We start from the raw sequence: 17,732 nt of genomic DNA on the forward strand, positions 1-17,732 counted from the left end.
TTCCTGAAACAAAACCGTTAAGTAGGGTATTCACCATGGCTAACGCAGATTCAGACAAGCAACCGGATGCCGTCTCATCCGTGATGAAAGTGTTCGGCATTTTGCAGGCGCTCGGCGATGAGCGCGAGATTGGCATTACCGAACTGTCCCAGCGGGTGATGATGTCCAAAAGCACCGTCTACCGTTTTCTGCAAACCATGAAAGCGCTGGGCTACGTCTCGCAGGAAGGCGAGACGGAAAAGTATGCGCTGACGCTCAAGCTGTTCGAGCTGGGCGCCAAATCGCTGCAGAACGTCGATCTGATCCGCAGCGCCGACGTACAGATGCGCGAGCTGTCGAACCGCACCCGCGAAACCATCCACCTCGGTGCCCTGGACGAGGACGGCATCGTCTATATCCACAAGATTGACGCAATGTACAACCTGCGCATGTATTCGCGCATCGGCCGCCGTAACCCGCTGCACAGCACCGCCATCGGTAAAGTGCTGCTGGCCTGGCGCGATCGGGATGAGGTGGCGCAGATCCTGTCGCAGATTGAATTTACCCGCAGCACCGAGCATACGCTGACTAGCGCCGCCGAACTGTTGCCGGTGCTGGAGCGGGTGCGCGAGCAGGGATACGGCGAAGATGCCGAGGAGCAGGAGGCGGGGATCCGCTGCATCGCGGTGCCGGTCTTCGATCGGTTCGGGGTGGCGATCGCCGGGCTGAGCCTCTCTTTCCCGACGCTGCGTTTTTCCGAAGCGGCGCGGGAGGAGTATGTGGCGCTGCTGCACGTCGCCGCCCGGCGCATCAGTGAACAGCAGGGCTATCACGACTACCCGTTCTAACCCTTCGCTTCGATGAACAAGGCGCGGCCATGGCAGCGCCTTGTTGCTATTTTGCGCCCGGCGTTAGCCGCTGCGCAATCCGCTCCAGCACTAACATCAGCAGCAGCGTGGCCGCCACCAGGATCATGGTCAGCGTCGCGCCGTTGGCGATGCTGCCGCGATCGGTCAGGCTGAAGATAGTGACCGGCAGCGTCGCCCAGCTCGGTGGGTAGATCATCATGGTCGCGCCCAGCTCACCCATCGACAGCGACAGGCTGAGGGCGAAGGCGGAGATCATATAGGGAGCGATCATCGGCAGGGTGACGTGACGCAGGCGAAACAACGGCGAAGCGCCCAGGCTGGCGGCGACGTTTTCGTAGTCGCTCGAAAGCCGGGTTAGCCCGGCCATCACGTTGCCGAAGGTGAAGGCGGAAATCAGCACGAAGTGGGCGATGGGCACGATCAGGAAGGTACCGTTCATCTGCAGCGGCCCCTGGCTGAATGCCACCAGCATGCCTAAACCGATCGACACCGAAGGCACCGCGCTGGGTATGAAGAACAGCGTACTCAGCAGGCGCTGGCCGCGCCCCTGATGGTGGCGCAGCGCCAACGCCGCCCAGGTGCCGCACAGCAGCGCGAACAGGCTGGCGCTGAAACCGATAGCCAGGCTGGCGACCAGCGCGTCCCAGGAGGCGCCGCTGAAGGCCTGGCGGAAATGGCTTAGAGTGAAGCCGCTCGGCAGCACGCCGTTCCACTGTTCGCTCAGGCTGGACATCAGGATCACCGCCAGCGGCAGGCAGAAGAACAGAGCGAACAGCGTGACCGCCAGCGTGCAGGTCAGGGTGCGGCCGGTGCGAGACCAAATCAACATCGTCAGTTCCTCAGCCCGGCGCGCGCCGCGGCGTAGCGGTAAAGGGAGAACAGCCCGAGCGACAGCGCGATATTCACGACGGCGATCGTGCAGGCGACGGCGTAATCCGACTCCAGAATCGCTTTGGAGTAGACCATCATGGGCAGCGTGGTGACGCCCTTGGCACCGATAAACAGCACGATGCCGAATTCATTGGTGGTCAACAGCAAACACAGGCTGCCGCCGGCCAGCAAGGCCGGCAGCGCGGCGGGCAAAATCACCTGGCGCACCACGCGCCCCGGCCGGGCGCCGAGAATGCTGGCGGCCTCGAGCTGGCTGCGATCGATCTGCGACAGCGCCGCCATCAGCGGGCGCATCACCAGCGGCGTAAACACGGTGATTTCCGCCAGGATCACGCCCCAAATGGAGTAAAGAAAGTCCACCGGCGGCAGGGTAAAACCGAAGGCCGCCATCAGCGTGCCGTTCAGCAGGCCGGCGGATCCGTAGATAAAGGTGAAGGCCAGCGTGATCAGGAAGGTCGGCATGGCGATAAAGGTATCGATCACCCTGGCGATCAGCCGGCTGCCGGGGAACGGCGTAAACACCAGCAGCAGCGACAGCAGGGTGCCGAGCACCAGGCAGCCCAGCGTCGCCAGCAGCGCAATCTGCAGCGTGTTGAGCAGGGCGCCGACAAAGCGTCGGGATTCGAACACCTGTTGCAGCGCGGCGGCGCTGAACAGCCCCTGATCGTCGGTAAACGCCTGTTTGACGATCAGCGCCAGCGGATAGAAAAACAGCGTCGCCAGCACCAGCAGCGGCAGCAAGATCCACAGACGGCGCGGCAAGCGCAGCCGCAGAGCCGGGCGAATAAGCGTAGAGTCGGTCATGTCAGTCCTCGATCAGTACCGCGTCGTCGGGGGCGAAATAGAGCGGCACGCGCTCGCCGAGCTGCGGCATCTGGCTGCGATGGGTGGTGACCACGCGCAGCGGATGGCCTTCCGCGTCGAACTGCAGGTGCGTCAACTCCCCCTGCCAGTGAATGTCGCGCAGCGTACCGATGATGCAGTTGCTGCGTTGAGCATCGGCATCGAGCGCAATATGCTGCGGCCGAATGCACAGCAATTTATCGAAGCCGCGTTGTGCGCCGTAGGTGAAGCAGCCGATCACTTTGCCGGCGCAGCTGACGGTGGTCATGCCTTGCCCGGTGGTCGTCTCCAGCGCGGTGGCCGGCAGCAGGTTGGCGCGGCCGAGGAACTCGGCGGCGAAGCGGTTCGTCGGATGATGGTACAGCGCGCGGGTCTCGCCGTGGGCGATCAGGTGGCCGTCGCGCATGATGCCAATCTTGTCCGCCAGCGTCAGCGCTTCGCCCTGATCGTGGGTGACGTACAGGATGGTCAGGTCAGGCAGTTCGCGGTGCAGGCGGGCGATCTCCTCCACCATGCTGTGGCGAATTTGCGCGTCCAGCGCCGACAGCGGCTCATCCAACAGCAGTACTTTGGGGCGCACCGCGATGGCGCGGGCGATCGCCACCCGCTGCTGTTGGCCACCGGAGAGCTGGCTGGGATAGCGCTTGGCGTAGGCGGACATGCCGACGATGGCCAACGCCTCTTCGACGCGCTCGGCGGTGAGGCCGCGTGGCTTGCCTTGGGCGCGCAGGCCGAACGCCACATTGTCTTCGACGCGCATATGCGGAAACAGCGCGTAGTTCTGTACCACCATGCCCAGACCACGCTCATAGGGCGGCACGTCGGTGACATCGACGTCACCGATGGCAATACGCCCGGCGGAGGGCTGCACGAAGCCGGCGATCGCCCGCAGCACGGTGGTTTTACCCGAACCGGAGGGGCCGATCAGCGCCAGCACTTCGCCGGGGGCGATGGTGAGCGTCAGGGGTTTCAGCACCTCGGTGCCGCGATACGACACGCTGACGCGGTCGAGCTGAATGCCCGACGGCCCGGCGATGTCCTGACTGCTATCCCGCGCCTCGGCGCGGGAAGAGAGGGTAGAAGGCATCGTCAGCGTCATTCGGTCACCTGGTGCCAGCGGGAGATATCGGCGGACAGGCTGCTCACCACCTGATTCCAGTCCGGCGCCCAGATCTCAACGCCTTTCAGCGCCGCCTGCGACTGCCTGAAGTTATCGTCGGTCGGGGTGACGTCCTTACGCACCGGCATGCCGTAGGAAATGGCGCTGACGCTGCTCTGGGCTTCTTTGCTCAGCAGGAAGTCGATCAGCTTTTTGCCGTTGGCGCTTTGCGGCGCGCCTTGCACCAGGCCGACATAGTAAGGCAGCACCAGCGTGCTGCGCTTGCCGTCCGGCCCGGCCGGCCAGAACACCTTCACGTTCGGGTTGCTGCGCATCTGCGCCAGGTTCATCTGCAGATCGCCGTTGGCCACCAGCAGCTCGCCTTTATTGACCAGCGCGGTCAGCTTGCCGGTGGAAGCGGAAGGGCCGACGTTGTTGCTTTGCAGTTTGCCGAGGTAGTCGAAACCGGCGTCTTTGCTGCCGAAGCTGTGAAACGCCTGCAGCATCACCGCGGTGCCGTCACCCGCCTGGCCCGGCGTGGAGTACTGCAGCTTGTTGCGGAACTGCGCGTCCAGCAGCTGTTGATAGCTGGCGGGCGCCTGCGGCAACAGCTTGGCGTTATAGATGAAGCTCAGGTAGTTGTTCACCAGCGGCACGAACTGTGGCTGGGCGTCGGCGATCTGCGCCGCATCCTGCGGGGTGAAATCCTGCAGCAGTTTTTCCGCGGCGGCGCGCTGGATGAACGGCGGCAGCGTCACCAGCACGTCGGCCTGCGGGTTGCTGCGCTCTTTCGACAGCCGCTCGACGATGGCGCCGGAACCGCCTTCGACGTACTGCACCTTGATGCCGGTTGCCTGAGTGAAGGCGTCGAACTGGGTTTGATACCAGCTGTGATCGCCGTCGTGCAGCCCATCGGCAGAGTAGACGGTCACCACCGCGTCGGCGGCCCAGGCCGGCGCGGCGCCGAGTGCGATGGCGGTCATCACGACCAGACGAGAAAGTTTCATAGCTTCAGCCTCACTGTTGCGGGTTAATGCGAAACTGGTATACACCAGATATGCGGCCAAGCTAATCGGCGAATATGACAAACAAATGAAAGCGGCAAAATATATTTACCGGCAACGGGGATTGGGCGTGGGAGAGAAAAGGGGGCGGCAGGCGCAGCCCCGTCATGCAGAGGGTTAAAGCGTATCGACTTCGATGCGCAGGCTGTCGTGGCGCCAGTATTCGATATCGAAATCGAGAATGCGGCCGTGCTGATCGTAATTCAACCGGCGCAGCAACAAGGCAGGCAGGCCAACCATGGCGCCGAGCGCGTTGGCGGCGCGGTAAGGCAGGGCCGTCGGATAGAACGACAGATGCATGTTGCTGTAAATCAACGCGTAATGCTGTTGATAGACCTCGGTCAGGCTGCCGTTGAGATCGTGGCTGAGCAGTTCCGGCACCCGCTGCGGCAGGCAGTGGTTTTCGCAATAGCAGATGGCGCGGCCGTCGGCGTAGCGCACGCGGCGCAGCAGATACACCTGATCGAACGGTTCGAGCGCCAGCGGCTGCATCACGTCGAGCGGCACCGTGGTTTTTTCGCCGGACAACAGCGCGGTGCGCGGCGTGCGCCCCTGCTCCTGGCAGAGGCGGTGGAAGTTGGTGTTCTGCGTCGGATCCAGCCACAGCCGCTCCGGCGTGACGAACCAGCCGCGGCGATCGGCGCGGTAGATGGCGCCGGTGGCCTCCAGCTGCGCCAGGCTCTCGCGAATGGTAACGCGGGTGGTGGAGAAGATGGCGCACAGCTCGCGCTCCGAAGGCAGCTTGTCGCCCGCCTGCAGCGCGCCGCGGGTGATACGCGCCTGAAGCTGATCCTTGATCTGCAGGTAGTGGGGCATATCGCCCTGATGTTCTTTCATTTCATCTCGCTATGGCATCGGCCCGACATTCCGGCACGCGCTTATTATACATAGCCAGATGAATTTTTTGTTTCACCGCGCTTTGTCGTTTGACCGGGGAAGGAATTTGCCGCCACAATGCCTGTAATCTGGTATAGACCAAATAGGTGAATAACATGTCCGATCGTAACTACCTGCTGTTGACCCCCGGCCCGTTGACCACGTCGAAAACGGTAAAAGAGGCGATGCTGTTCGACAGCTGCACCTGGGATGAAGATTACAACCTGGGCGTGGTGCAAAGCATCCGCCAGCAGTTGGTGGCGCTGGCGACGCCGTCCGCCGGTTACACCTCGGTGTTGCTGCAGGGCAGCGGCAGTTTTGCGGTGGAAGGCGTGCTGGGGACGGTCATCGGCCCGCAGGACAAGCTGCTGATCGTCAACAACGGCGCCTACGGGGCGCGAATGATCGAAATGGCGCGGCTGATGGACATCGACCACCACGCTTTCGACTGCGGCGAGGTCAATGAGCCGGACGTGGCGGCGATGGAGGCGGTGCTGAAAAGCGATGCGCGCATCAGCCATATCGCCATGGTGCACTGCGAAACCACCACCGGCATGCTCAACCCGCTGCAGAAGGTCGCCGGCCTGGCGGCGCGCAACGGAAAGACCTTTATCGTCGATGCCATGAGCAGCTTCGGCGGCATCCCGCTGGATGTGGACGCGCTGGGCATCGATTTTCTGATCAGCTCCGCCAACAAATGCATTCAGGGCGTGCCGGGCTTCGCTTTCGTCATCGCCCGCCGCAGCGAGCTGGAGAAATGTGCCGGCCGTTCACGCTCGCTGTCGCTGGATCTGTATGCCCAGTGGCGCTGTATGGAAGACCAGGCCGGCAAATGGCGCTTTACGTCGCCGACCCACACCGTGTTGGCCTTTGCACAGGCGCTGAAAGAACTGGAACAAGAGGGCGGCATTGCCGCGCGCCACCGCCGCTATCAGACCAATCAGCGGCGGCTGGTGGCGGGTATGCGCGAGCTGGGCTTTGAGACTCTGCTGGACGATGCGTTGCATTCGCCGATCATCACCGCGTTCTATTCGCCAAAGGCCGACACTTACCGCTTTGCCGAATTTTATCAGCGCCTGAAGCAGCAAGGGTTTGTGATCTATCCCGGCAAAGTGTCGCAGAGCGACTGCTTCCGCATCGGCAACATCGGGGAAATTTATCCGCAGGATATCGAACGTTTGCTGGCGGCCGTCGGGCAGGCGATGTACTGGAATCAATAAGGATTGACCATGAAACAGATCAACGCAGTGATCCTCGACTGGGCCGGCACCACGGTGGACTTCGGCTCCTTTGCGCCAACGCAGATTTTTGTCGAGGCATTCAAACAAACCTTCGATATCGACATCAGCCTGGCGGAGGCGCGCATTCCGATGGGGCTGGGTAAATGGCAGCACATCGAGGCGCTAGGCAAGCTGCCGGCGGTCGACGCGCGCTGGCGGCAGAAGCTGGGCCGTTCGATGACCCATCAGGACATCGACGCGCTGTATCAGGCGTTTATGCCGCTGCAAATCGCCAAAGTGATCGACTTCGCCGATCCCATCGAAGGTGTGCCGCAGGTGATTGCCGGGCTGCGCGAACAGGGCATTAAAATCGGCTCCTGCTCCGGTTATCCGCGTGCGGTGATGGAGGTGCTGGTGCCTGCCGCCGCGCAGCGCGGCTATGCGCCAGATTACTGGGTCGCCACTGACGATCTCGCCGCCGGTGGCCGGCCGGGGCCGTGGATGGCGTTGCAGAACGTTATCGCGCTGGGCATCGATGCGGTGGCGCACTGCGTGAAGGTGGACGACGCGGTGCCGGGCATTGCTGAAGGGCTGAACGCCGGGATGTGGAGCGTCGGATTGGCGCTGTCCGGCAATGAGTTTGGCGCGACCTGGCAGGAGTACCGCCAAATGGCGGAAGGTGAGATAGAGCTGCGCCGTACGGCCGCCGCCGATAAGCTGTACGCGGCGGGCGCGCACTATGTGATAGACACGCTGGCGCACTTGCCGGGCGTGATCGCCGACATCAACCGGCGGCTGACGAACGGCGAGCGGCCGTAACGACCGAGCGCGGGGCATAAAAAAAACCGGGGATTATCCCCGGTTTTTTTCGTTTTGAGACGGCGTTAACGGTGAGCCAATTCGACTTCGTCTTCGCTGTCCATCACGGCTTTGTCGGTTTGCTTCATCAGCTGGCTGGTGATGGTGCCTGCCGCCATGGAGCCGTTGACGTTCAGCGCGGTACGGCCCATGTCGATCAGCGGTTCGACCGAGATCAGCAGCGCGACCAGCGTCACCGGCAGGCCCATCGCCGGTAGCACGATCAGCGCGGCGAAGGTAGCACCGCCGCCCACGCCCGCTACGCCGGCGGAGCTGATGGTGACGATGCCGACCAGGGTGGCGATCCACACCGGATCCAGCGGGTTGATGCCGACGGTCGGCGCAACCATTACCGCCAGCATCGCCGGGTAGAGGCCCGCACAGCCGTTCTGGCCGATGGTGGCACCGAAAGACGCCGAGAAGCTGGCGATGGATTCCGGCACGCCCAGGCGGCGGGTCTGCGCTTCCACGTTCAATGGAATGCTGGCGGCGCTCGAGCGGCTGGTGAAGGCGAAAGTGATCACCGGCCACACCTTGCGGAAGAACTTCATCGGGTTAACGCCGGTGAAGGCCAGCAGCACAGCGTGCACCACGAACATGATGGCCAAGCCGATATACGAGGCCACCACAAAGCTGCCGAGCTTGACGATGTCGTGAATGTTGGAACCGGCGACCACTTTGGTCATCAGCGCCAGCACGCCGTACGGCGTCAGCTTCATGACCAGACGCACCAGCTTCATCACCCAGGCCTGCAGGGTGTCGATAGCCACCAGTACGCGCTCGCCTTTCGGCTTGTCGTCTTTCAGCAGCTGCAGCGATGCCACGCCGAGGAAGGTGGCGAAAATCACCACGCTAATGATCGACGTCGGGCTGGCCCCGGTCAGATCGGCGAACGGGTTTTTCGGGATGAACGACAGCACCATCTGCGGCACGGTCAGGTCGGCCAGTTTACCCACGTAGTTGGTCTGGATCGCCGTCAGGCGCGCGCTTTCCTGCGCGCCCTGCACCAGGCCTTCGGCGGTCAGGCCGAACAGGTTGGTGACCAGCACGCCCACCAGCGCCGAGATCAGCGTGGTGAACAGCAGCGTGCCGATAGTCAGGACGCTGATTTTGCCCAGAGAAGAGGCGTTGTGCAGCTTGGCCACCGCGCTCAGGATCGAGGCGAACACCAGCGGCATGACGATCATTTGCAGCAGCTGCACATAGCCGTTGCCGACGATGTTGAACCAGCTGATGGATTCTTTCAGCACCGGGTTGTCGGAGCCGTACACCAGCTGCAGGCCCAGGCCGAACACCACGCCGACCACCAGGCCGACCAGCACTTTTTTCGCCAGGCTCCATTGCTTGTGGCGGGTTTGCGCCAACAGCAACAGGAGCGCGACAAACACCAGCACGTTAATCACGAGCGGAAGATTCATCCCCAATGTCTCCAATAATCTTTCTTATAAAAACGACTACGCATCACGTATGTCGCGATGTAAATATCGTAACAGTTTGCCGAGTGGCCTACTTATATCCAAATGGAATTTGATATAGCTTTTTGTGTGTTTTTGTTCGTTTTATATACATGAAGGTGATGGGTTGAGCGGATTTTTGTGATCAGAGTCTGATATTTCTGATTTGCTCGACATAGGATTGCACCGGCAGGGTGAAATCACCTTGCCAACAGATGGCAAACGCCACCAGGCACAGACACAGCACGCGCTCGAGCTGATTGCCTTTTTGCGAGTTGAGCAGCGGCAGGCGAAAACGCCAGCGGCATGGCCACAGCAGCGGAACGCCGGCGGGAGTGAGCATATCGGCCAGCAGATGGCTGAAGTAACCGATGATCATGGCGTGCAGCGCGTCGGCCGGGATCGGCCAGCTGCGCGGCACGTCCAGCTGGAACAGCGCCATGCCGCCGGCGATCGCCAGCAGGCTGTGGGTGAAGCCGCGGTGGCCGAAGGCGCGGGCGATGGGCAGGGCAATCCAGCGCAGACGCTGGCCCAGTACTGACTTGGGGTGATCGATGTCCGGCAGCAGCGAGGTCAGCAGCGCGGCGGGTATGATGTGCCACCAGTCGCCGGTAGCCAGCTCTGGCGTCACTTCCGCCTTCTTGGCGAAGATCGCGCAAGCGACAGAGAATATAAGGTGTCCTTCCGCGGTCATGCTGTTGCGATTCCGGCTGGTAAACTGTTAATTTATCCAGTATATGGGAAAATTCCCAGTAGTGGAAGCAGTTACCCTGTAACCAATTGTTTATTTTTCCCGGTTTTACAACGGCTTGTTACGGCAATGCGTAACAAATCATCGCTTTTGACGGACGTGAACAAAAAGCGGGCAATGGGCGGTGCGGAACGGAGAGAAATAAGGGCGGTTTTCAGCACGCAGCGGCGGGAGGAAGCGGCGGCCGCGAAGAGCGCTGCGTGGCAGTGACAACGTTTCGCGGACCGTCGCTTTCCCTGCCGCCCAGCATAATAACAACAGCATGCCGATTCAATAATAATGAAACGCTGTTTCGTTTGTTTTGCGGCACGGATCCCTTTTATGGCGCTGAGCGGAAAGCCAGGGCGCCGGTGGCCGGCGCCGCAGGTCAGGCAAAGTGGGCGGGGGTGAGCTGTTCCAGGGTCTCCAGCTGGTGGTCTGCCAGCGCCCAGCGCGGATCGTGGCGGTATTCGGCGGCCGGGATCACGATGGAGCGCATGCGCGCGGCCTTGGTGGCGATCATGCCGTTAAAGGAGTCTTCCAGCGTGATGCAGCGCAGCGGATCGCTGCCCAGCCGTTCGGCGGCGATCAGGTAGACCTCCGGGTGCGGTTTGCTGTACGGCAGGTATTCGGCGGAAACCAGCTGATCGAAGTAGCCCTCAAGATCGAACATCTTCAGCACCTGCTGTTGCATGTGCAGCGGCGAGGCGGAGGCGAGACCGATGTTCAGCCCCTGCTCGCGGCACAGTTCCAGCGCCTGCCGGACGCCCGGCAGCAGCGGGCGGGTCTCGTGCACCAGCTCGATGGCGCGTTCGATAATCCGTGCCGACACCTCATCGAGCGAAACCCCTTGCCACGGCATCGCCTGGTACCACATTTTCACCACCAGATCGATGCGCAGCCCCAGGGTGTCCGGCAGTTTGTGGCGATCGGACAGATCCAGACCCAGCGCGCCGAAGATATCCAGCTCGGCCTGCAGCCACAGCGGTTCCGAATCGATCAACAAGCCGTCCATATCAAAAATTGCGGTTTCAATGCGTTGCGAATAAGCCATTAACGGTTAACTCCTGCCAGCGCGGGTGAATGTGCCCGACACTCTATCATCGCCGACGGCGAGACTAAAATCTTTGCCTGCGCGTTTGGCTTTTGCCAAAGCGAAGGATATTCCACATCTCGCGCAACTTTAGCCACCAGCGTTGGTGTTGGCGCTCGGTAACCTGTTGCAACATGCGCGCATAGTCCAGCACCAACCCCGGCGTCCAGGTCATGCTTTCGCCACGGCTGCGCAGTACCGCCAGCATCCACAGATTGGGATCCAGCACCAATAACAGAAAACGGCGCCACAGATGTTTATCGCCCAGCACGCCCTCCAGCGCACTGTCGAGCGCGCCGATGACCGTGGTGGAGCAGTTACGCCGGGTCAGGTTGTAAGTCGCATCCTGTCGGTAGCGTAACCAGAATGCGCGCAGCGCCGCCGGGTTATAGCGATAGAACTGAATTTTTTTGTCCGGGGGGCACCAGGCGGCGATCTCGCCCGACAGGTCGGGCAGGAAACGTCCGTCGACGTTGTTCTGTTCGCCGGCATGCAACAACTGGCGGAAATCCTGAACGGAATGGCTGATGTCGTTGAGCGGGTAGTGACTGATATACACATCCGGCGCGAGCGCCAGGGCGGCATGGCCGGTGGAGATATTGCCGCCGTTGTCGACCGCCGCGATGTATCGGTCGACAATGTAACGCCGGCGCGGATCTTTAGCCGCACCAATCGGTGTCCAGACATACACCGTGAGCGGCGCAGTCTCATCCGCCGGGGGCGGTGGCTGCCGGGTTGGGTGCTGATTCAGAGAAAAGCTTGTCAGTCTCCGGGCGATGCGCAATAAAGCCCAGCCGGAAAGCACCATCATCACGCCGAGGCAAAAGGGCACCGTCATGCGATGCGGCGCCGGCCAGCCGACAAAAATCATCAACGAAAGCAGGATTTCGCCGCCGCCCGCCAGCGCCACGGCTTTCCATCGGCTGTGTTGAATCACCGTGGAGGACGCGATGCGCACGGCGCCGTCAAGCAGCAGCGCGCTGCCAAACACCACGGTGGCGACGATGTTATCGTCTGCGGGCACGTCCAACATTAAAAAGGCCATAAACACGAAGCCCAGCCCCTTAAGCAGCACCGGCCGGCTGGCCGAAGAGCCGATCACCAGCGCGGCGGATATCGCCACCAGCCCCTCCAGCGCCAGGATGACCGCCAGCGCATCCAGCGCCAGCACAGACCGGCCATCCTGCAGGATGTCGAACAGCATCAGCGCCCCTGCGGCTATCCACAGCCAACCGAACAGCACCAGCAGGCGGCGCTGGCCGTGCAGCGCCTGCGCGCCCAGCAATAAGATAATCAGTCGAATCATGACGGCCTCTGATTAAACGGGTAACGTTATCTCTTCAATGATAGTGCGCGAACGTCGTTAAGCAGTTGATTTCGGCGAATTCGGCTAAGCTTGTAGCACAGCGGGAATGAAGAAAACGGTGGGCGAGTTTCGCCAACTGCAGGTAGACTTAGCCGATTCGGTTACGTCGCTAACAAGGGGAACACATGACGTATCAACAGGCCGGGCGTATCGCCATTTTGAAACGCATTCTCGGATGGGTGGTTTTTATCCCGGCGTTGCTGTCGACGCTGATTTCCGTGCTGGGCTTCATCTATCAGCACAGTGAAAAAACCAAGGGCATCAACGCGGTGATGCTGGATTTTGTTCACGTGATGGTGGACATGGTGCGTTTCAATACACCGTTCCTGAACCTTTTCTGGTACAACTCGCCGGTGCCTGACGTGGATAAAAGCCTGTTCAGCGGCGCCAATCTGATGTTCATCATTATCTACATACTGATCTTCGTCGGGCTGGCGCTGCAGGCTTCCGGCGCACGCATGTCGCGCCAGGTCAAGTTCATCCGCGAAGGGTTGGAGGACCAGATGATCCTGGAGCAGGCCAAGGGCAGCGAAGGGCACACGCGCCAGCAGCTGGAGGCGCGCATCACGCTGCCGCACCACACCATCTTTCTGCAGTACTTCCCGCTGTATATCCTGCCGATCGTGATTGCGGTGATCGCCTGGTTCGTGATCCGCCTGTTGGGGCAGCTGGCCGGCGCGGCCTGAACCATGAACGGGGCGCCGAGTGGCGCCCCGGAACGTTATGACGCCTCGGGCTGCAGCAGCGCCTCCACCGCGCGTTGCGCAGCCACCAGATGCTGGCCGCCGAACAGGTTGCTGCGGTTGAGCAGGTAGTACAGCTGATACAGCGGCTGGCGCTCGATAAATCCCGCCCCCAGCGGCCATACGCTCTGATAACCGTCGTAGATCTGCGGCGGCAGCTCGGGGTACAGCGGCAGCATCGCCAAATCGCACTCCCGGTCGCCCCAGTAGCTGGCCGGATCGAACAGAATCGGCCCGTGGGCGGTCATCGCGCAGTTGCCCGGCCACAGGTTGCCGTGCAGCAGCGAAGGCTGCGGCTGGTGGTGCTGCAAGCGCAGATACACCCGATCGACGATGTCGTCGATGTCACCGAAGGTCATGCCTTTCTCGGCCGCCAGCTGCAGCTGCCAGCCGATGCGCTGTTCGGCGAAGAATTCCGACCAGCGGCGCTGCCAGGCGTTGGGTTGCGGGGTGGTGGTCAGATCGCTGTCGAAGTCGAGGCCGAACTGCGGTTGCTCGCTCCACTGGTGCAGGTGCGCCAGCTGCTGGCCCAGACAGTAGGCGCCGTGGGCGTCGAGGGGTTTCAGCTGCTGATACTCCAGCAGCAGGAAGCTGTAGTCGCGATCGCTGCCGACGCCGTACACTTCCGGCACCCGCACGCTTTTGCTGCGCGCCAGCAACGCCAGCTGATCGGCCTCGGCGGTGAATATCGGCAGTTGTTCACGGGCGTCGCATTTCACGAACACCTCGTTGTCACCGTAACTCACGCGCCACGCCGGGTGAATGTCGCCCCCGGGCAGTTCAATCCTTTCGCGTATCTCTGCGCTGCCAAGATGTTCACTTAACAGACGGCTAACGGCTTGCCACATGGTATTTCCCCCTCTGTGCTGCCTGATAATTCATTAGGTTAGCGTCTTTCCCGTGGTGAAAACACGACGCGGCGCACAGCCGGCGTCAAAGGCGGCGATTTTTTCAGCGCCTCGCCAGCTCAAAGTATATACCCTATTGATTAATTTAAGCGCAATACCGATTGCAACTTGATGACAACGACGCGATGGGCGGGGGAAGGTGATGCGGCGAGCAGAGGGCATCGCCGCATCGGTAAGTTAACCGCCGGTGAGGGCGCTTTGGTTACGCTGTAACGGACGCAGCTTGCTGTACAACAAGGCGATAACGAACAGCACGGCCTGCACGATGACGATGCAGGGCCCGGTGGCGCCGTCGATGTGGAAGCTGATCAGGGTGCCGAGCACGCAGGAGAACACCGATACTATCGTCGCCACCATCAGCATGCGGTCGAAGCGGCGGCACAGCATAAAGGCGATGATGCCAGGGGCGATCAGCATGGCGATCACCAGGATCACCCCCACGGCCTGTAGCGAGGCGACGATGGTCATCGCCAGCAGGCACAGCAGCCCGTAGTGCAGCAGCTTGACCGGCAGGCCAATCACCCGCGCATGATGCGGATCGAAGCAGTACAGCATGAAGTCTTTACGCTTGAGCAGCACCACCGCCAAGGTGATGCCGGCGATCAGCAGGGTTTGCTTCAGCTCGCCGTCGGTAATGCCCAGCATGTTGCCGAACAGAATGTGGCTCAGGTGCTGGTCGGTATCGATGCGCGAGAACAGCACCAGGCCGAAGGCGAACATGCCGGAAAAGACGATGCCCATCACCGTGTCTTCTTTCACCCGGCTGTTCTCTTTCAGGTAGCCGGTGGCTACCGCGCAAAAGATGCCGGAGAGGAACGCGCCGATCGCCAGCGGGATGCCGACCACGAACGCTACCACGATGCCGGGCAGCACCGCGTGCGAGATGGCGTCGCCCATCAGCGACCAGCCTTTGAGCACCAGATAGCAGGAGAGCACGGCGCACACTACGCCGGTGACGATGGCGGCGACGATCGCCCGCTGCATGAACGGGTAGGCGAAGGGTTCGCTGAGCAGTTGATACAGGGTGTCCATCAGCGGCCTCCGGTTTGCGAATGCGCCACGCGGCGCCGGGACGCCAGCAGGCCGTGTTTCGGCGCGAAGAAGAACGCCGCCAGGAACACCAGCGTTTGCAGGGTGACAATCACGCCCCCGGTGGCACCGTCGAGGAAGAAACTCAGGTAGGCGCCGACGCCGCTGGTCAGCGAACCGATGATGATGGCGATGATCACCAGCCGGCTGAAGCGATCGGTCAGCAGGTAGGCGGTGGCGCCCGGCGTGATCACCATGGCGATCACCAAAATGGCGCCGACGGTTTGCAGCGCGGCGACGGTGCAGGCGCTGAGCAGGGTGAAGAACAGGATCTTCAGCTTTAGCGGCGACAGGCCGATCGACAGCGCGTGGCTTTCGTCGAAGAACACCGCCAGCAGGTCTTTCCACACCAGGCACAGGATCAGCAGCGAAACGCCGATGATGATTTCCACCTGCAGCACGTCTTCGTCGGCGATGCCGAGGATATTGCCGAAGATGATCGACTGTACGTTGACCGAGGTGGGGTTGAGCGACACGATCAGCAGGCCGACGGCGAAGAAGGTGGAGAAGATAAAGCCGATGATGGCGTCTTCGCGCAGCCGGGTGATGTGGCGCACCAGCGTCATCGCCAGCGCCGCCAGCATGCCGGTGAAGAAGGCGCCGGCGGCGTAGGGCAGGCCGAGGGCGTAGGCGCCGGCTACGCCGGGCACCACCGAGTGCGACAGCGCGTCGCCCATCAGCGACCACCCTTTCAACATCAGGTAGGCGGAGAGGAACGCGCAGGCGGCGCCGACGATGGCGCTGACCCAGATGGCTTTCACCATGTAGTTATAACTGAAAGGTTGCAGCAGAAGGTCCAGCATCAGGATTGTTTCTCCCTGGCCTGGCTGTTGGCCGGCGGATCGCTCTTGGTGTGGCCGTAGAACACCGCGGGGCGTTCATCGTCGGTCAACACCGTAACGGTGCGCGGATCGTTGTCGTCGTGCAGATCCGGGCCGGAGAGGTTGATATGGCGCAGCACGCCGCCGAACGCCTGTTCCAGGTTGCTCTGGGTGAAGGTGGTCTCGGTCGGGCCGGCGGCCAGCACCGTGCGGTTGATGAGGATCACCCGATCGCAAAACTCCGGCACGCTGCCGAGGTTATGGGTGGAGACCAGGATCAGGTGCCCCTCGTCGCGCAGCGCGCGCAGCAGCTCGATAATGGCGTTCTCGGTTTTTACATCCACGCCGGTGAACGGCTCGTCCAGCAGCAGTACCGTGCCCTGTTGCGCCAGCGCACGCGCCAGAAACACGCGTTTTTTCTGGCCGCCGGACAGCTCGCCGATCTGCCGGCTGCGCAGCTCGCTCAGGCCGACGCGTTCCAGCGCCTTGTCGACCCGCAGCCGGTCTTCGCGCGACGGGATGCGCAGGAAGTTCATCTTGCCGTAACGGCCCATCATCACCACGTCTTCCACCAGCACCGGGAAGTTCCAGTCGACGTCTTCGGTCTGCGGCACGTAGGCGATCAGGTTCTTTTTCAGCGCGTCCGCCACCGGTTTGTCGCTCAGCGACACCTGGCCGGCAGTGGGCCTGACCAGGCCCATGATACTTTTGAACAGCGTCGATTTGCCGCTGCCGTTGACGCCGACCAGCGCACAGATCGAACCGCCGCTCAGGGTAAAGCTGGCGTTATGAATGGCGGTGTGCCCGTTGTTGTAGGTTACGGTGACGTCGTCCACGTTCAATTCAGGGCGGACAAACGGTTCATGGGTCATTGATCGAATCCTTTGGCGATGGTTTGCACGGTGGTGTTGAGCAGGTCGATATAGGTCGGCACCGGGCCATCGCGGGTGGACAGCGAATCCACATACAGCACGCCGCCGTATTTGGCGCCGGTCTCTTTCGCCACCTGCTTGGCCGGCTTGTCGGAAATGGTGCTCTCGCTGAACACCACAGGAATATGGTGGGCGCGCACCGCGTCGATCACCCGGCGCACCTGCTGCGGCGAGCCTTGCTCATCGGCGTTGATCGGCCAAAGATAAACTTCTTTCAGCTGGTAGTCCTGCGCCAGATAGCTGAAGGCGCCTTCGCTGGTCACCAGCCAACGCTGTGCGGCAGGAATGCGCGCCAGGCGTTCGCGCAGCGGGGCGTCCAGCGCGCCGATCTTCTCTGCGTAGGCCTTGGCGTTGCGGTTGTAGGTTTCTGCATGGGCCGGATCGTGCTCTACCAGCGCCTTACGGATGTTCTCGATGTACACCAGCGCGTTGCTCGGCGACATCCAGGCATGCGGGTTCGGGTTGCCGTTATACGGCCCTTCGCGGATCGGCAGTGGGGTGATGCCTTCGGTCACGACCGCCGCCGGCACCTGCTTGATGTTCTCGAAGAAGCGCTGGAACCAGCGTTCCAGGTTCATGCCGTTCCACAGGATCAGATCGGCGTGCTGCGCCTTGACGATGTCGCGCGGGGTAGGTTGATAGTCGTGGATCTCGGCACCCGGTTTGGTGATGGATTCTACCACGGCGGCGTCACCCGCCACGTTCTGGGCGATGTCCTGAATGATGGTAAAGGTGGTCACCACGCGCAGCTTCTTTTCCGCCAGCGCGTGTGGGCTGGCCATAGCGGCGCCGAGCAGCAGGCAGGCGAGCGTGAAAGGGCGTAACAGTGCGGCAGCGCGGGGAAGGCGACTACGGCGAAAAGCGCAACTTATCAATGGCATGATGACGTCTCCTGGT

General features: G+C 61.8%; 18 protein-coding genes. 4 read left to right on the plus strand and 14 right to left on the minus strand.

The window, feature by feature from the left end; all coding sequences use genetic code 11:
• Positions 1-35 precede the first annotated feature (35 nt).
• Positions 36-827 (plus strand): DNA-binding transcriptional regulator KdgR, encoded by a 792-nt coding sequence (kdgR, locus tag EKL15_RS05010; protein ID WP_038877637.1) that lies wholly within the window; start codon positions 36-38, stop codon positions 825-827.
• Positions 828-873: 46 nt separating this feature from the next.
• Here the strand turns inward: kdgR and EKL15_RS05015 are convergent, their stop codons facing one another.
• The 5 genes from EKL15_RS05015 to phnR form a co-directional block, all read right to left on the minus strand.
• Positions 874-1,677, minus strand: coding sequence for an ABC transporter permease (locus EKL15_RS05015; protein ID WP_089185887.1), 804 nt, complete (start codon positions 1,675-1,677; stop codon positions 874-876).
• Between the two features lie 2 nt (positions 1,678-1,679).
• On the minus strand, positions 1,680-2,543 hold the full coding sequence (gene phnU, locus EKL15_RS05020; protein WP_060419249.1) for a 2-aminoethylphosphonate ABC transporter permease subunit: 864 nt from the start codon (positions 2,541-2,543) through the stop codon (positions 1,680-1,682).
• Position 2,544: 1 nt separating this feature from the next.
• Positions 2,545-3,669 carry a 2-aminoethylphosphonate ABC transport system ATP-binding subunit PhnT gene (phnT, locus tag EKL15_RS05025; RefSeq protein WP_232094122.1) on the minus strand — a complete coding sequence of 375 codons (1,125 nt, stop codon included), beginning with the start codon at positions 3,667-3,669 and terminating at the stop codon, positions 2,545-2,547.
• An 8-nt stretch (positions 3,670-3,677) separates the two neighbouring features.
• Entirely contained in the window at positions 3,678-4,688 is a 1,011-nt protein-coding gene (locus EKL15_RS05030) for a 2-aminoethylphosphonate ABC transporter substrate-binding protein (RefSeq protein ID WP_203089014.1), read from the minus strand.
• A 174-nt stretch (positions 4,689-4,862) separates the two neighbouring features.
• Entirely contained in the window at positions 4,863-5,582 is a 720-nt protein-coding gene (phnR, locus tag EKL15_RS05035; protein WP_049198574.1) for a phosphonate utilization transcriptional regulator PhnR, read from the minus strand.
• Positions 5,583-5,737: 155 nt separating this feature from the next.
• Between phnR and phnW the strand changes: the two genes are divergently transcribed.
• Together phnW and phnX are read left to right on the plus strand one after the other, a co-directional pair.
• Positions 5,738-6,841: a 2-aminoethylphosphonate--pyruvate transaminase gene (gene phnW / locus EKL15_RS05040; RefSeq protein WP_060419242.1), complete on the plus strand. Its 1,104-nt coding sequence runs from the start codon at positions 5,738-5,740 to the stop codon at positions 6,839-6,841.
• A 9-nt stretch (positions 6,842-6,850) separates the two neighbouring features.
• Positions 6,851-7,660: a phosphonoacetaldehyde hydrolase gene (gene phnX, locus EKL15_RS05045; RefSeq protein WP_203089016.1), complete on the plus strand. Its 810-nt coding sequence runs from the start codon at positions 6,851-6,853 to the stop codon at positions 7,658-7,660.
• A gap of 65 nt (positions 7,661-7,725) precedes the next feature.
• On the opposite strand, the gene EKL15_RS05050 is transcribed toward phnX, so the two are convergent.
• From EKL15_RS05050 to EKL15_RS05065, 4 genes are all read right to left on the minus strand, one after another.
• Positions 7,726-9,117, minus strand: coding sequence for an L-cystine transporter (locus EKL15_RS05050; RefSeq protein ID WP_038877619.1), 1,392 nt, complete (start codon positions 9,115-9,117; stop codon positions 7,726-7,728).
• Positions 9,118-9,298: 181 nt separating this feature from the next.
• The gene (locus EKL15_RS05055) at positions 9,299-9,847 is read right to left on the minus strand and encodes a metal-dependent hydrolase (protein ID WP_004931456.1); all 549 of its coding nucleotides are present in this window, start codon (positions 9,845-9,847) and stop codon (positions 9,299-9,301) included.
• Between the two features lie 424 nt (positions 9,848-10,271).
• On the minus strand, positions 10,272-10,937 hold the full coding sequence (gene hxpB, locus EKL15_RS05060) for a hexitol phosphatase HxpB (RefSeq protein WP_049198577.1): 666 nt from the start codon (positions 10,935-10,937) through the stop codon (positions 10,272-10,274).
• Positions 10,938-11,001: 64 nt separating this feature from the next.
• Entirely contained in the window at positions 11,002-12,282 is a 1,281-nt protein-coding gene (locus EKL15_RS05065; RefSeq protein ID WP_060419239.1) for an HdeD family acid-resistance protein, read from the minus strand.
• Positions 12,283-12,467: 185 nt separating this feature from the next.
• Between EKL15_RS05065 and EKL15_RS05070 the strand changes: the two genes are divergently transcribed.
• Positions 12,468-13,028, plus strand: coding sequence for a YniB family protein (locus EKL15_RS05070; RefSeq protein ID WP_038877612.1), 561 nt, complete (start codon positions 12,468-12,470; stop codon positions 13,026-13,028).
• A gap of 35 nt (positions 13,029-13,063) precedes the next feature.
• Here the strand turns inward: EKL15_RS05070 and EKL15_RS05075 are convergent, their stop codons facing one another.
• The 5 genes from EKL15_RS05075 to EKL15_RS05095 all read right to left on the minus strand — a co-directional run bounded on the left by EKL15_RS05075 (position 13,064) and on the right by EKL15_RS05095 (position 17,716).
• Positions 13,064-13,933 (minus strand): fructosamine kinase family protein, encoded by an 870-nt coding sequence (locus EKL15_RS05075; RefSeq protein WP_004931452.1) that lies wholly within the window; start codon positions 13,931-13,933, stop codon positions 13,064-13,066.
• A 237-nt stretch (positions 13,934-14,170) separates the two neighbouring features.
• Positions 14,171-15,025 carry a metal ABC transporter permease gene (locus tag EKL15_RS05080; RefSeq protein ID WP_038877608.1) on the minus strand — a complete coding sequence of 285 codons (855 nt, stop codon included), beginning with the start codon at positions 15,023-15,025 and terminating at the stop codon, positions 14,171-14,173.
• Complete coding sequence (gene yfeC / locus EKL15_RS05085) at positions 15,025-15,885, minus strand: iron/manganese ABC transporter permease subunit YfeC (protein WP_203089018.1); 861 nt, start codon at positions 15,883-15,885, stop codon at positions 15,025-15,027. The genes EKL15_RS05080 and yfeC overlap by 1 nt, the downstream gene beginning before the upstream one ends.
• Positions 15,885-16,775: a manganese/iron ABC transporter ATP-binding protein gene (locus tag EKL15_RS05090; protein ID WP_047727680.1), complete on the minus strand. Its 891-nt coding sequence runs from the start codon at positions 16,773-16,775 to the stop codon at positions 15,885-15,887. Before EKL15_RS05090 ends, yfeC begins: the two co-directional genes overlap by 1 nt.
• Positions 16,772-17,716 (minus strand): metal ABC transporter substrate-binding protein, encoded by a 945-nt coding sequence (locus tag EKL15_RS05095; RefSeq protein ID WP_060419234.1) that lies wholly within the window; start codon positions 17,714-17,716, stop codon positions 16,772-16,774. The genes EKL15_RS05090 and EKL15_RS05095 overlap by 4 nt, the downstream gene beginning before the upstream one ends.
• Between the last annotated feature and the right edge of the window lie 16 nt (positions 17,717-17,732).

Source organism: Serratia sp. 4542 (genome assembly GCF_016805595.1).
GTDB classification, from domain to species: Bacteria; Pseudomonadota; Gammaproteobacteria; order Enterobacterales; family Enterobacteriaceae; genus Serratia; species Serratia nevei.

What these genes read in the sequence shown, in the direction of transcription:
- kdgR (WP_038877637.1), top strand. Translation starts at nt 36, where the DNA reads ATGGCTAACGCAGATTCAGACAAGCAACCGGATGCCGTCTCATCCGTG.
- EKL15_RS05015 (WP_089185887.1), bottom strand. Translation starts at nt 1,677, where the DNA reads ATGTTGATTTGGTCTCGCACCGGCCGCACCCTGACCTGCACGCTGGCG.
- phnU (WP_060419249.1), bottom strand. Translation starts at nt 2,543, where the DNA reads ATGACCGACTCTACGCTTATTCGCCCGGCTCTGCGGCTGCGCTTGCCG.
- phnT (WP_232094122.1), bottom strand. Translation starts at nt 3,669, where the DNA reads ATGCCTTCTACCCTCTCTTCCCGCGCCGAGGCGCGGGATAGCAGTCAG.
- EKL15_RS05030 (WP_203089014.1), bottom strand. Translation starts at nt 4,688, where the DNA reads ATGAAACTTTCTCGTCTGGTCGTGATGACCGCCATCGCACTCGGCGCC.
- phnR (WP_049198574.1), bottom strand. Translation starts at nt 5,582, where the DNA reads ATGAAAGAACATCAGGGCGATATGCCCCACTACCTGCAGATCAAGGAT.
- phnW (WP_060419242.1), top strand. Translation starts at nt 5,738, where the DNA reads ATGTCCGATCGTAACTACCTGCTGTTGACCCCCGGCCCGTTGACCACG.
- phnX (WP_203089016.1), top strand. Translation starts at nt 6,851, where the DNA reads ATGAAACAGATCAACGCAGTGATCCTCGACTGGGCCGGCACCACGGTG.
- EKL15_RS05050 (WP_038877619.1), bottom strand. Translation starts at nt 9,117, where the DNA reads ATGAATCTTCCGCTCGTGATTAACGTGCTGGTGTTTGTCGCGCTCCTG.
- EKL15_RS05055 (WP_004931456.1), bottom strand. Translation starts at nt 9,847, where the DNA reads ATGACCGCGGAAGGACACCTTATATTCTCTGTCGCTTGCGCGATCTTC.
- hxpB (WP_049198577.1), bottom strand. Translation starts at nt 10,937, where the DNA reads ATGGCTTATTCGCAACGCATTGAAACCGCAATTTTTGATATGGACGGC.
- EKL15_RS05065 (WP_060419239.1), bottom strand. Translation starts at nt 12,282, where the DNA reads ATGATTCGACTGATTATCTTATTGCTGGGCGCGCAGGCGCTGCACGGC.
- EKL15_RS05070 (WP_038877612.1), top strand. Translation starts at nt 12,468, where the DNA reads ATGACGTATCAACAGGCCGGGCGTATCGCCATTTTGAAACGCATTCTC.
- EKL15_RS05075 (WP_004931452.1), bottom strand. Translation starts at nt 13,933, where the DNA reads ATGTGGCAAGCCGTTAGCCGTCTGTTAAGTGAACATCTTGGCAGCGCA.
- EKL15_RS05080 (WP_038877608.1), bottom strand. Translation starts at nt 15,025, where the DNA reads ATGGACACCCTGTATCAACTGCTCAGCGAACCCTTCGCCTACCCGTTC.
- yfeC (WP_203089018.1), bottom strand. Translation starts at nt 15,885, where the DNA reads ATGCTGGACCTTCTGCTGCAACCTTTCAGTTATAACTACATGGTGAAA.
- EKL15_RS05090 (WP_047727680.1), bottom strand. Translation starts at nt 16,775, where the DNA reads ATGACCCATGAACCGTTTGTCCGCCCTGAATTGAACGTGGACGACGTC.
- EKL15_RS05095 (WP_060419234.1), bottom strand. Translation starts at nt 17,716, where the DNA reads ATGCCATTGATAAGTTGCGCTTTTCGCCGTAGTCGCCTTCCCCGCGCT.